The organism is Streptomyces sp. NBC_00076, from assembly GCF_045041235.1.
Taxonomy (GTDB): domain Bacteria; phylum Actinomycetota; class Actinomycetes; order Streptomycetales; family Streptomycetaceae; genus Streptomyces.
The window spans coordinates 5,042,084-5,054,722 of sequence record NZ_CP108242.1 but is presented as its reverse complement, the minus strand read 5'-3'; the positions used below and the strand labels follow the sequence as shown (position 1 = coordinate 5,054,722).

At 70.4% G+C, this 12,639-nt stretch carries 12 protein-coding genes, 1 tRNA gene and 1 riboswitch; of the genes, 8 read left to right on the top strand and 5 right to left on the bottom strand.

Annotated features, from left to right (window positions below):
* The first annotated feature begins 309 nt into the window (after positions 1–309).
* Genes OHA64_RS22855 through OHA64_RS22845 form a run of 3 tightly spaced genes read left to right on the top strand, consistent with a single transcriptional unit; the run spans position 310 to position 2,615 of the window.
* Positions 310–1,806: a DEAD/DEAH box helicase gene (locus OHA64_RS22855; protein ID WP_405615949.1), complete on the top strand. Its 1,497-nt coding sequence runs from the start codon at positions 310–312 to the stop codon at positions 1,804–1,806.
* 45 nt (positions 1,807–1,851) lie between these two features.
* Positions 1,852–2,256: a CBS domain-containing protein gene (locus tag OHA64_RS22850; protein WP_405615947.1), complete on the top strand. Its 405-nt coding sequence runs from the start codon at positions 1,852–1,854 to the stop codon at positions 2,254–2,256.
* A 50-nt stretch (positions 2,257–2,306) separates the two neighbouring features.
* Positions 2,307–2,615 (top strand): SCO5918 family protein, encoded by a 309-nt coding sequence (locus tag OHA64_RS22845; RefSeq protein WP_405615945.1) that lies wholly within the window; start codon positions 2,307–2,309, stop codon positions 2,613–2,615.
* A 141-nt stretch (positions 2,616–2,756) separates the two neighbouring features.
* Here the strand turns inward: OHA64_RS22845 and OHA64_RS22840 are convergent, their stop codons facing one another.
* On the bottom strand, positions 2,757–3,344 hold the full coding sequence (locus OHA64_RS22840) for a hypothetical protein (protein ID WP_405615943.1): 588 nt from the start codon (positions 3,342–3,344) through the stop codon (positions 2,757–2,759).
* A 190-nt stretch (positions 3,345–3,534) separates the two neighbouring features.
* Between OHA64_RS22840 and OHA64_RS22835 the strand changes: the two genes are divergently transcribed.
* Positions 3,535–4,689 (top strand): histidine kinase, encoded by a 1,155-nt coding sequence (locus OHA64_RS22835; protein WP_405615941.1) that lies wholly within the window; start codon positions 3,535–3,537, stop codon positions 4,687–4,689.
* A 142-nt stretch (positions 4,690–4,831) separates the two neighbouring features.
* On the opposite strand, the gene ribA is transcribed toward OHA64_RS22835, so the two are convergent.
* Together ribA and OHA64_RS22825 are read right to left on the bottom strand one after the other, a co-directional pair.
* Positions 4,832–5,470: a GTP cyclohydrolase II gene (gene ribA / locus OHA64_RS22830; RefSeq protein ID WP_405615939.1), complete on the bottom strand. Its 639-nt coding sequence runs from the start codon at positions 5,468–5,470 to the stop codon at positions 4,832–4,834.
* Positions 5,471–5,576: 106 nt separating this feature from the next.
* On the bottom strand, positions 5,577–6,089 hold the full coding sequence (locus OHA64_RS22825; RefSeq protein WP_405615937.1) for a MarR family winged helix-turn-helix transcriptional regulator: 513 nt from the start codon (positions 6,087–6,089) through the stop codon (positions 5,577–5,579).
* Between the two features lie 74 nt (positions 6,090–6,163).
* On the opposite strand from OHA64_RS22825, the gene OHA64_RS22820 reads away from it, so the two are divergent.
* The 4 genes from OHA64_RS22820 (at position 6,164) to OHA64_RS22805 (ending at position 10,301) form a co-directional block, all read left to right on the top strand.
* Positions 6,164–7,303 carry a dihydrofolate reductase family protein gene (locus OHA64_RS22820; protein ID WP_405615935.1) on the top strand — a complete coding sequence of 380 codons (1,140 nt, stop codon included), beginning with the start codon at positions 6,164–6,166 and terminating at the stop codon, positions 7,301–7,303.
* Between the two features lie 414 nt (positions 7,304–7,717).
* A tRNA-Met gene (locus OHA64_RS22815) sits at positions 7,718–7,791 on the top strand.
* Positions 7,792–8,085: 294 nt separating this feature from the next.
* Positions 8,086–8,243: riboswitch (cyclic di-AMP (ydaO/yuaA leader) on the top strand.
* A gap of 11 nt (positions 8,244–8,254) precedes the next feature.
* Positions 8,255–9,283 carry a M23 family metallopeptidase gene (locus tag OHA64_RS22810; protein WP_405615933.1) on the top strand — a complete coding sequence of 343 codons (1,029 nt, stop codon included), beginning with the start codon at positions 8,255–8,257 and terminating at the stop codon, positions 9,281–9,283.
* 73 nt (positions 9,284–9,356) lie between these two features.
* Positions 9,357–10,301, top strand: coding sequence for an aldo/keto reductase (locus OHA64_RS22805; RefSeq protein WP_405615931.1), 945 nt, complete (start codon positions 9,357–9,359; stop codon positions 10,299–10,301).
* 150 nt (positions 10,302–10,451) lie between these two features.
* Here the strand turns inward: OHA64_RS22805 and OHA64_RS22800 are convergent, their stop codons facing one another.
* Complete coding sequence (locus OHA64_RS22800) at positions 10,452–11,798, bottom strand: PrsW family intramembrane metalloprotease (RefSeq protein ID WP_405615929.1); 1,347 nt, start codon at positions 11,796–11,798, stop codon at positions 10,452–10,454.
* A 34-nt stretch (positions 11,799–11,832) separates the two neighbouring features.
* Positions 11,833–12,639: a tRNA (guanosine(46)-N7)-methyltransferase TrmB gene (trmB, locus tag OHA64_RS22795; RefSeq protein ID WP_405615926.1), complete on the bottom strand. Its 807-nt coding sequence runs from the start codon at positions 12,637–12,639 to the stop codon at positions 11,833–11,835.

The window sequence follows — 12,639 nt, the reverse complement described above, 5'->3', positions numbered from 1 at the left end:
GGTGCGGGCCCCAGCTGCTCGCATTTCTCGCAGTGGTGTCACCTGCGAGACGACGACTCCGAGGAATCCGCGGTGTCGCCGCACACGGATCCTCCTTCGGGATGCAGATGCATCCCTTCACAGCTGCACCGCGGTAGACGCCCCGGATATCGCATCCATGTCGCGTCACCCATTTAAACGCCTGCGCCCGCACGGATTTACCGTCGGTCAGATCCGATTTCGCGTTCCACCGGCCCATTCTTGCAATTCTCCGTGCCGCTCATCGCTGCGGGAATTCCTTGGTATGTGCCGCATCGAGGAAGGTTCCGCATGAACCCCACACGCACGAACGACCGCTTCGCCCGCACCCGTAACGGCAGTGCCGCCTCCGGGAGGAGCGGCAGTCAATTCGGCTCGTCGACCCCGAGCCGGTCCGGCGGGCCGAGCCGGTCCGGCGGTTACGGCCGCCGGCCCGCCGCGATCCAGGGGGAGTTCGCCCTCCCCAAGACGATCACTCCCGCGCTTCCCGCCGTGGAGGGCTTCGCCGATCTCGTCATGCCGAGTGAGCTGCTGGCCGCGCTCGGCTCGCAGGGCGTGACCGTACCGTTCCCGATCCAGGCCGCGACCCTGCCGAACTCCCTGGCCGGCCGGGACGTACTGGGCCGCGGGCGCACCGGCTCCGGCAAGACCCTCGCCTTCGGGCTGGCGCTGCTGGCCCGTACGGCCGGGCAGCGCGCCGAGGCCGGGCAGCCGCTGGGGCTGATCCTCGTACCGACGCGTGAGCTGGCGCAGCAGGTCACCGACGCGCTCGCCCCGTACGCCCGTTCCGTGAAGCTGCGGCTGGCCACGGTCGTGGGCGGCATGTCGATCGGCAGGCAGGCGAGCGCGCTGCGCGGTGGTGCCGAGGTCGTCGTAGCCACCCCAGGACGCCTCAAGGACCTCATCGACCGCGGCGAGTGCCGACTGAACCAGGTTGCCATCACGGTCCTCGACGAGGCCGACCAGATGGCCGACATGGGCTTCATGCCGCAGGTCACCGCTCTTCTCGACCAGGTCCGCCCCGAGGGCCAGCGCATGCTGTTCTCCGCCACCCTCGACCGCAACGTCGACCTGCTCGTGCGCCGTTACCTCAGCGACCCCGTCGTGCACTCAGTCGACCCCTCGGCCGGCGCGGTCACGACGATGGAGCACCACGTGCTGCATGTCCACGGCGCCGACAAGCACACGGCCACCACCGAGATCGCCGCACGCGACGGCCGCGTGATCATGTTCCTGGACACCAAGCACGCCGTCGACCGCCTCACCGAGCATCTCCTGAACAGCGGGGTACGGGCCGCCGCCCTGCACGGCGGGAAGTCGCAGCCGCAGCGCACCCGCACGCTGACGCAGTTCAAGAGCGGGCACGTCAACGTGCTGGTGGCGACCAATGTCGCGGCGCGTGGCATCCACGTCGACAACCTCGACCTCGTCGTCAACGTCGACCCTCCGACCGACCACAAGGACTACCTCCACCGCGGCGGCAGGACCGCCCGCGCCGGTGAGTCCGGCAGCGTCGTCACCCTGGTCACCCCGAACCAGCGCCGCGACATGACCCGCCTCATGGCAGCGGCCGGCATCGTCCCGCAGACCACCCAGGTCCGCGTCGGCGAAGAGGCGCTGCACCGCATCACCGGTGCCCAGGCCCCCTCCGGTATCCCGGTCGTCATCACCGCGCCGGTGGCCGAACGCACCAAGAAGCGCGGCGCCACCTCACGCGGCCGACGACGCCCCGCTTCGGCGACCCGCCGCGCACCCGTACGGCAGTCCACAGTCCGTGCGGCGGCATAGAACGTTCTGATCAGGAATCCGACCCTTCTGCGCAGGAGACACCCTTTGACGCTGGTCCAGATGCAGTCCCGCCCGGCGAGTGCCGGCCCCGCGCACAGCCCGGTGGTCGTCGCCATGGACGCGGCCGGACCGCAGGTCTGGGAGGACATGACGGTGGAGGTGGCGCTGTCCGTCATGGCCGCCGCGCGTACGGGGCATCTGGTCGTCTGCGACGACGACGGCCTGCGTGTCGGCCTGGTCACCCAGGCCCGGCTCATCGGGGTCCGGGACAGCTCCGGATACACGGACAGGGTCCGCCTGCGTGACATCACCGATTGCGGGGGGCCCTTCGCCTCACCGCTGGCCACAAGGGCCGAAGCCGAGGACACGATGTCCTACGGGCGGCACGGTCGTCTGCCCGTGGTCGGCAAACACGGCAGCACCGTGGGCGTCCTCGCCCTCTCCCCCTGAGGCGTTTCACCGCGGTCGGTCCTGTTCTCCCCTTCTCACTGTGAGGCATCATGCGCTGTGTCATCGCCCGTTTCCCGTTCGACCTGACCAAGAGCGGCGTGCTGGACTCGATGCAGGGGGTCAAGCCCGAGCCGGTCACCGGTGAGTCCGTGATCATCGGACGACGCCACTACCCCGTCAAGCAGGTCGGCCAGGTCATCACCCGCCAGGACCGCCGCGATTTCAGCGCCGGCGAAGTCCTCCGGGCCATGGCCCGGCTCGGCTTCACCTGCCGCAGCCTCCCCAAGGCCGCACCCGCGCGTGTCGAAAGCCCGTTCCAGCGGGCTTCCGTGATGCTCGGCACTCCCATGTCCGTCTGACCGACGGGACCGGCGCGAGCCGAACAGCAGTGAAGGCCCTACCGGCGCGCGCCGGTAGGGCCCTCACTGCGTGGCCCCTCAGGGTCCTGTACGGGGGCGTCGCAGCCGCATCGGGTCGAATCGCGCCCGGTGGCCCAGGTGTCAGGCCTTCGGGATCGCCCATTCGATGGGATCGCGGCCTTCGACGCCGTAGATCACCTGATCGGGACGGGTGTCCTTTTCGAGGGCGTACGTGATCTTTCCGCGGAGGCAGGTGCCCGGCGTCACCGCGGCGCCGTCGGCGGGGTACTCCGGCTTTGGCACACCGGAACCGCTGAGCCCGGGGGCGGCGAGACGGGTGTCGTCGGCGAAACCCAGCGACCAGGGGGTCTGCCCGACCATCACGTTCGTGCTGTCCGAATCGGCGCAGACCTTGACTTCGAGTGTGGCCCACACGGGATCGGAGAAGTCGGCGGCCTTGTCGGGCAGGCCGACGCCCTTGGCGGGTTGGGTGTAGCCGAGAACGGTGGTGGTGGCGCTGATGGGGCTGCCGTCGGTGTCGATGTCAATCCAGTGACGGCCGGTCCCGATCCGCAGCGGCCCGGTTCCGGCTCCTCCGCCGACTGAGGCCGTGGGCGTGCCGGCCGCCCCGGTGGCTGCGGTGGGTGCCTCGTCGCCGGTCGTGCCGGAGCAGGCCGTGGCCGTCGCGCCTAGCAGCATGACGGCGACGACGGTTGTGCGCGTGCGCATGATCCCCCTGGTGATGCGTGCTGAGAGTGCATCATGCGCCATACGTGAACGGCGTGTGCTCGGCGTGCCTGTGTTGTGACCCCGAGGGCGTCGAGAGGGAGGCAGCGGCCTCGGGGGTGTAGCGCGCTCCACCCCCGCCCGGGTGGCCGCTCCCCCCGACCGCGGCCGGCGGATCCTCTAGCGTTGCCGTATGTGGAAAGCGGTCCGGCGTGCCGCGTGGGCCACGGTGCATCTCGTGGTGGCCGCGGCGATGGCGCTCGGTGTGTGGATCTTCATCACCGTGCTGCTGATCACTGCCATCGGCACGCTCGCGGTGGTCGGTGCCTGGATGCTGCCCGAGACGGTACTGCTGATCCGGCGGATCGCCGGGGCCAAACGCCAGCTGACGTCCGCCTGGACCGAGCGGCGGATCCCGGAGGCGTACCAGAGTCTCGACGGGTCCCTGCGCGAGCGGCTGCGGATCGCCGTACGCGATCCCGGCACGCGCACCGATCTGCGCTGGATGTTCGCCTACTACGTCTACGGTGCCCTCGTCGTCCTCGCGCTGCCGCTGTGGCCCGTGGGACTGGTCGTCGACGGTGTGTGGTGCGGGCTGCTGCGCCGGCCGGCGGTCGTGCTGCCGCTGATCGTGGGGCTCGCGGACACCGAGGCCCGTTGGTCGACCGCCCTGCTCATGCCCTCCCCGCAGGCGCGACTGGCCGCTCGGGTCGAGGAACTGAAGGAGACCCGGGCCGACGCGATCGCCGCGCACGGCGCCGAACTGCGCCGTATCGAGCGGGACCTGCACGACGGCGCGCAGGCCCGGCTGGTGGCCCTGTCGATGCGGATCGGGCTCGCCAAGCGGGCCTACGACCGTGATCCTGACGCCGCGCGCACACTGCTGGACGACGCCCAGGACCAGGCCGAACAGGCGTTGACCGAGCTGCGGCACGTGGTGCGCGGCATCCACCCGCCGATCCTCACCGACCGGGGACTGGCCGGCGCCGTCCGCGCGCTGGCCGCCGGCAGCGGGCTCGCCGTGACCGTGGACGACGGCGGACTGGACGAGGGGGTACGGGCGCCCGCGGCCGTGGAGGCCGCCGCGTATTTCGTGGTCGCGGAGGCGTTGACCAACGCCGCCAAGTACAGCGGGTCGCCGAGCGCCGACGTCCGGCTCGCCCGGACCCGGCGGGGGCTGTCGGTGCGGGTGCGCGACGAGGGCCGGGGCGGCGCCGACGAGACCGGCGACGGCTCGGGCATCCTCGGCATGCGGCGCCGGGTCGCCGCGCTCGACGGGACGGTCGAGGTGGCCAGCCCTGTCGGAGAGGGAACGGTGATCCAGGTGGAGCTGCCGTGCGTGTGGTGATCACCGAGGACGGTGCCCTGGTGCGGGAAGAGCGCGTACATAGTGCGTAGCGTCGGCAACTGGCCTACGAGAATCGGTAGTTGGAGGGGACGGGGGCAGGGCAGGGCCGAGAGGTGCGGGGTGGGTGCGGGCTCGTGCGGTGTCAGACCGCGTGGCCCGTCAATTCGCCCAGGGGAAGCGTGTGCTGGGTCTGGAGGACCTTCGCGCGCAGGTAACGGACGTTGTGCGCGGTGGTGAACACACCGGTGGGTACGCGGCGTTGGACGTCGATGCCCAGGTCGCGCAACTGGTCGGCCTTGTCGGGGTTGTTGGAGAGCAGGTCCAGGCCTGTGATGCCGAGCGCGCCCAGCATCTGCGCGGCGGCCGTGTAGTCGCGGGCGTCCTCGGGCAGGCCGAGCGCGGTGTTGGCGGCGTACGTGTCGAGACCCTGGTCCTGGAGGGCGTACGCGTCGAGCTTGTTGTAGAGGCCGATTCCGCGGCCCTCCTGGCGAAGGTAGAGCAGAACGCCGCCGCGGTCCGCGATCCGCTCGACCGCCTCGCGCAGCTGCGGGCCGCAGTCGCAACGGGCCGAGCCGAAGACGTCGCCGGTCAGGCACTCGGAGTGCAGCCGGACGAGCGGGGCGGTGCCGGGGGCCGGGTCGCCCAGGACGACGGCCACGTGTTCCTGGCCGTCAACCAGACCGTGGAAGGTGACCAGTTCGGCGTCCACGCCATAGCCGTCGTGGAAGCGCAGCGGGACCCGGACGCGGGAGCGCGGGGTGGCGGCGGGGAAGTCGGGCATGCGGTCCTCCGGGTCCGGGGCCGTATCTGCTTCAGATTTGAAGCAGATCTTGGGTATGGACCCTACCCCATGCTTTAAATTTGAAGCAACTGGATTGCGAGGTAGGTCACGAAGGGGAGGAAGAGCGGCGGCGCCACGGTACGTCGTCCGCCGCGGGGCGGGCGTCGTCACTCTCCAGGGCCCGCGCGATCCCCGTACAGATCTCCTCCAGCTGGTCCACCTGCTCCTCGGTGAGCTGGTCGAACAGCGATGCCCGTACGGTCTCGACGTGCCCCGGCGCGGTCTGTTCCAGGACCGTCATCCCCTCCTCGGTGAGCGCGGCGATGCTGCCCCGCTTGTCCCATCGGCAGTTCTCCCGCCTGAGCAGGCCGTCCTTCTCCAGGCGGGTCACCGCGTAGGTCAGCCGGCTCCGGGTGATCTTCAGCTGCTCGGCGAGATCGGTCATGCGCAGCCGGTGTTCCGGGGCGTCGGAGAGGTTGGCGAGGATGGAGTAGTAGAGGTGGGGCATGCCGGCGTCCTGCTGGAGCTGCCGGTCGAGCGCGTCCTCCAGGAGGTGCGTCGCGGCGATGTACGCGCGCCAGGCGCGCTGCTCCTTCGGGGTGAGCCAGCGAGTCGTCATGCTCCCAGTGTAAGTTTGTTTCAAACTTGAACCAAGCCCTACCCGTGTCGCCGCCTTCGAGAGGGACCGCTCCGATGCCCCACCCGTACGTCCTCCTCTCCGCCGCCGTCTCCCTCGACGGCTACCTGGACGACACCGGCCCCGAACGCCTGCTGCTCTCCAGCCCGGCCGACTTCGACCGGGTCGACGAGGTGCGGGCCTCCGTGGACGCGATCCTCGTCGGCGCGGGGACCATTCGCGCCGACAACCCGCGGCTGCTGGTCAACTCGGCGTCGCGGCGGGCCGTGCGCGTTGCCGCCGGGCAGCCGGAGTACCCGCTGAAGGTCACCGTCAGCGGCTCCGGCGACCTCGACGCGGCCGCGAAGTTCTGGCACACGGGCGGCGAGAAGGTCGTCTACACGACGGAGAAGGGGGCGGAGCGGGTCCGTGCGCTGGGGCTGGGGCCGGCAACGGACGTCGTCGCGTTGGGGGGCGTCGAACTCGACTGGCGGTTGCTGCTGGAGCATCTGGGTGAGGTGCGGGGCGTCCGGCGGCTCATGGTCGAGGGCGGCGGACGGATCCACACCCAGTTGCTGCGGCAGGGGCTCGCGGATGAACTTCAGCTGGTGCTGGCCCCGTTGTTCGTCGGTGATCCCGGGGCGCCTCGTCTCTTCGGGGCCGGGCCGTATCAGGGCGGGCGCCTGAGGCTGATGGAGACCCGTCCCATCGGGGACGTCGTCCTCATGCGGTACGAGCCCACGGCGCCCGGCGTCGGTCATCTCCCCTCCGCCGCGGATCGGCACTGGCTGGGGCTCGCCTGTTCGCTGGCCGCCCAGTGTCCGCCCTCTCGGACGGCGTTCAGCGTGGGTGCGGTGGTGGTGGCGGCCGACGGCACGGAGCTTGCCCGCGGGTACTCGAGGGAGGGGGACGACCCTGTCGTCCACGCGGAGGAGGCGGCGCTGGCGAAGATCGACGCGGGGGATGCGCGGCTCGCGTCCGCGACGGTCTACAGCAGCCTGGAACCGTGCGCCCGCCGGGCGTCCCGGCCGGCGCCCTGTGCTCAGCTGATCCTGTCGGCGGGGGTACGGCGGGTGGTCACGGCGTGGCGGGAGCCGGACACGTTCGTGCAGGGGGCCGACGGGACTGGGGTGCTGTCGGGGGCGGGGGTGGATGTGGTGGTGCTGGGTGAGTATGAGGGGCTGGCCAAGGGGGCGAATCTTCATTTGCTGCGGTGACGGGTGCGGGTGCCTCCGGCGGTTGGGCGGGGGATGCCTGCGGCGGCCTGTGGGGCTCGGTGGGGGTGGCTGTCCTGTAGCGGGGGTTCGGTGGGTGCGTGTCTGCGGGTTGGGGCGGGAGATGCCTGCGGCGGCTTGTGTGGGTTGGGTGGTGCGTGATGCCTGCGGCGCCTGTGCGGGTTGTGGGGGTGCGTGTAGCGCCTGGGGTGTGGTGGTGGGTTGGGGCCGGGGCGGGGGTGTCCGTCCTCGGAACGTCGCGGAATCGGTTTCTTGGTGAGGGGGCGGTGTTGACGCGACAACCGCTGCGGGCGGACACCCCCGTCCCGTCCCCTTCCCTCCGTACGCGGGTGCACGGCCGCCGGGGAACCGATGTGACTTCTGGGGTGCGGATGGCGTACTCTGAAGTCACAACGGCGCGGGGTGGAGCAGCTCGGTAGCTCGCTGGGCTCATAACCCAGAGGTCGCAGGTTCAAATCCTGTCCCCGCTACTGAAAACCGAGGGCCGGAATCCGAAAGGGTTCCGGCCCTCGGTGCGTTGGGGCGCGTATTGTGGGCGGTCACGAGGGGTGATCGTGTGGGTACCTCCGCATAACAACTGACACACCGTCAATACCTGTGTGTCTCCTGAGGCAAGGTCAACTCGCCCGTTTTCGCCGGTCATGAGGCCTTGGTCGGGCGGAAATTCGTTAATGATCAAGCGGAACAGCTTGGAATCAGGCCCCCGGGTCTATTAACGTTCGATAACGCAGCGCGGTCGTCCCAGCCGTCACAAGAGTCGGCTCCGTGCGCATGCGCCGAATTCCGCAAGGAAACCGGGGAACCACCAACTTGGGGTGAATCGCGCGGATATCACCGTGAACTCACGGCTGGTATACGCGCGTAGGAGACCTTCCTGCTCCGAACCCGTCAGCTAACCCGGTAGGCGAGAAGGAAGGAAAGGAGTACGCCCACGTGGCGTCCAACCGGCCTGCCCCAGAAGCCCCGTTCGTGCCGAGCCAGCGCGACACCGAAACCTTCGGCTACGGCGAGTACCGCACCGACGAGGGCCCCTGGACGGAGTGGAACCCCACCGAGGAGTCCCTGCGTCCGGTACGCGGTCGGCACCGTGTCGCCAAGCAGCGCGGCGGACTCGCCCGCAGCTCGACCGTCCTGGGCGTCGGCGTCATCGCCGCCGTCGGCGCGGGCGGTATAGCCAGCGCCAACACCGGCAAGCCTCCGGTGTCCATCTCCATTCCCGATCTTCCCTCTGTGGGTTCCCTCCTTTCGGAGGACGACACCCCCGAGGGCTCGGCGACCGCGCTCAGCGGCGTCGGTGTGACCTCCGAGGAGACCGCGGAGGGCACCTCGGACGCCGGGGAGGTGCTGCGCGCCCGGATCATGGCCCAGGCCGAGAAGCAGGCGGACCAGGTCGAGAGCAAGGCCGCCGCCGAGGCCGCGGCCACCGCCGAGAAGCAGGTCGCGGAAGCGGTCGCCAAGGCGGAGAAGGAAGCCGAGGCCAAGGCCGCCGCCGCGAAGCAGAAGGCGGAGGAGGAGGCCGAGAAGAAGGCCGAGGCCGAGCGTCTCGCCGAGCTGGCCAAGCAGTACACGCTGCCGACCTCCTCGTACACCATCACCTCCACCTTCGGTCAGGCCGGTTCCCTGTGGTCGTCCGGTTACCACACCGGCCTCGACTTCGCCGCGCCCACGGGCACGCTCATCAAGGCCGTCCACAGCGGGACCATCACGGAGGCGGGCTGGGCCGGTTCGTACGGCTACCGCACGATCCTCACCCTGGACGACGGCACCGAGCTGTGGTTCTGCCACCAGTCGTCCATCAGCGTCAGCGTCGGCCAGAAGGTCAGCACGGGTGACGTCATCGGCCGCGTGGGCGCCACCGGCAACGTCACCGGGGCCCACCTCCATCTGGAGGTCCACTCGGGCGGCGCGGACACGGGCATCGACCCGATGGCCTGGCTGCGCAGCAAGGGGCTCAACCCCTGACGGTTGCGTGGATTTCGTGAGCGCCTCAGTCCTGGCGGAATGAGGCGCTCCGCCACGGGTGTTGAAGAGAAGCATGACTTCTCTTCGCAAGCTCGGTACCTCGGACCTGGAGGTCTTCCCTCTCTCCCTGGGCGGCAACGTCTTCGGCTGGACGGCCGACGAGGCCGCCTCCTTCGCCGTCCTGGACGCGTACACGGCCGCCGGGGGCAACTTCGTCGACACCGCCGACTCGTACTCGGCGTGGATCGAGGGCAACTCCGGCGGTGAGTCCGAGACCATCATCGGCAAGTGGGTCAAGGCCCGCGGGAATCGCTCCGACGTCGTCATCGCCACCAAGGTCAGCCAGCACCCCGAGTACCAGGGCCTGTCCGCCGACAACATCAAGGCCGCCGCCGACGCCTCGCTGCGTCGCCTCGGCACCGACTACATCGACCTGTACTACACGCACTTCGACAAGCCGGACGTGCCGGTCGAGGAGATCATCGGCGCGCTCGACGAGTTGGTGAGGGCGGGCAAGGTGCGGTACATCGCCGCCTCCAACATCTCGCCCGAGCGGCTGGAAGCGTCGCTCTCCCACTCCGAGCGCGTGGGCCTGGCGCGGTACGTGGCTGTGCAGCCCCACTACAACCTGGTCTCCCGCGACACCTACGAGGGTGAGCTCCAGGACGTCGCCGCACGCTTCGGCCTCGCCGCCGTCCCGTACTTCTCGCTCGCCTCCGGCTTCCTCACCGGCAAGTACCGGCCCGGTACGACGGTCGACAGCGCGCGGGCCGAGGGCGCGGCCAAGCACCTGGAGACCGAGCGTGGTCGGCAGGTCCTCACCGCCCTCGACGAGATCGCCCAGTCCCACGACACCCAGATCGCCACGGTCGCCCTGGCCTGGCTCGCGGCCCAGCCGACGGTGGCGGCCCCGATCGCGTCCGCGCGCACGGTGGAACAACTCCCGGCGCTGGTGGGCGCGGGCGACCTCGTCCTGACCGACGCTGAGGTCACGCGGTTGACGGAGGCCTCTGCCTGAGGGGCTGAGGGCTGAGGGGCTGTCCTACGGGCGCCTGGCCCGAGTGTGCGACTGGGGACGCGCGTCGTTGCGCGCGGTGCGGGGTTCTCAGGCGCCGCTCGGGTCAACTCCCTTGGGTGCGGGTGGAGACAGCGGCAGCTCGGTCGGCGACTACGACCGGTACGGGTTGTATGCCGGATACGGCACCACCGCCTGCCCAAGGTGGCCCGGGTACGCCGGCGCTGCCGGATACCCGTACACCCCGTACACCGGCCAGGGTGGCGCGGCCACCGCCACCGGCGGGGCCGTCGCCCGCGCCGCGTGGTCCAGCGCGGGACGCGCCACGTCCCGCCGCCGCCACAGCTCCTGCAGCAACTCCTGCTCGCGTACGACGAAGTCGGCCCCCGCCCGGCCGCGGCGCCCCCGGTGCCGTAGGAAGGCCAGGGAGGTCGCGTACGCCTCGTACTGGGCCACCGCCCGCGCCGCGGGACGGCCTCCGCGCCGGTGGGCGTACTCGCGCGCCATCCGCCGTGCCCGCATCGACCCGAGCGCGTACGGCTCGGCCGGTGTCAGCCATCCTGCCACCGTGTAGGCGGGCAGCTCCTCCCGTACGGTCCTCAGCTCGCGCTGCCGGGTCCAGATGACCAGCCAGGTCAGCAGCCCGAACGCGGGCACCATGAACGCCGCGTACACGGCGATGAACCCGTACTCGCCGAACGTCGACGAGGCGTTCCAGATCGCGTGCATGCCCATCGCCAGCAGCAGCCCGGACAGCGGCAGCAGCACGCGTCGCACGTGCTGGCGTTCCGCCGACAGCGCGGAGATGCCGAAGCCGATGCCGGTGAGGACGGTGAACAGCGGGTGCGCGAACGGCGACATGATGATCCGCACGAAGAAGGTCGCCGCGGTGACGGAGGCGATACCGCGGTCGCCGGTGAGCTGGTCGGTGCCGAACGCCGTGCCGAGGTAGAGGATGTTCTCGGTGAAGGCGAACCCGGTGGCGGTGACGCCCGCTATCACCACCCCGTCGACGATCCCGGTGAAGTCCCGGCGCCGGAAGAGGAAGACCAGGAGGACGGCGGCGGCCTTGGCCGACTCCTCCACGATCGGCGCTATCACCGTCGCGCCGAGGGTGTCCGCGCTGGAGGGGTCCGCGGTGGCCGTCGCTATCCATCTGGTCGCGAAGCTGTTGGCCACGATCGCTATCAGCGCGGCCGCGCAGGCGCCCCACGCGAACGCGAACAGCAGGTTGCGCCATGGGCCCGGCTCGACCCGGTCGAGCCACCGGAAGACGGCGGTGAGCAGCGGCACGGGCAGGACGGCGAGCCCGAGCCCGACCAGGAATCCCTCCGTGCCGGTCTGTTCGCGGACCAGGGCGAGGATGACCAGCCCGGAGAGCGCGAGCAGGGTGCTCAGCGCGCCGTACCGCACCCACTTCCGCTGCCACCAGTGAGCGTGGCGCAGGGCGCCGCCGGAAGGGGCACCGGGGTGCGGCGGATACGGGGGAACGGTGGCCACGGCATTGACCCTAACGGTGCTTTTGCGGAGGGCTTCACGAGTGCTCTACGCGGCGGAAGAGCAGGTCGTTCACGACATGTCCCTTCTCCAGTCCCTGACCCTCGAAACGGGTCAGCGGCCGGAACCCGGGACGCGGCGCGAAACCCCCGTCGGCCTCGGTGTTCTCGAAGGCGGGGTGCTCGTCGAGCACCTCCAGCATCCGCTCCGCGTACGGCTCCCAGTCCGTCGCGCAGTGCATGATCGCCCCTGGCCGGAGCCGGGCGGCGGCGAGGGTGAGGAACTCCGGTTGGATCAGCCGTCGCTTGTGGTGCCGCTTCTTGGGCCAGGGGTCCGGGAAGTAGACGCGTAGGCCGCCGAGGGAGTCGGGGGTGAGCATCTCGCGCAGCAGGATGATCGCGTCCCCGTTGCCGACGCGGACGTTGGACAGCCCGTTGTGGTCCGCGAGATTGAGCAGGTTCCCCTGCCCCGGGGTGTGTACGTCCACGGCGAGGATGTTGGTGTCCGGGTCGGCGGCGGCCATCCGCGCGGTGGCCTCGCCCATCCCGAAGCCGATCTCCAGCACGACCGGACGGTCGTTCCCGAACAGCTCGCCGAGGTCGATCACCCGCTGCCCGTCGATGTCGAGGCCCCACTTCGGCCACAGCCGTTGCAGCGCGTCCGCCTGCCCCGCCGTCACCCGACTGCGGCGCGGCTGGAAACTCCGGATCCGCCGCTCGAAGTGCGACCCGGCGGGATCGGGCTGCGGCCCGTCCGGGAACCGCGGTTCGCCCTTCTCCCGGGTGTGGCGGCGGGACACACCGGGGGTGTGCGGGGTTTCGGAAGCGTTGAGAGAGTCAGACAC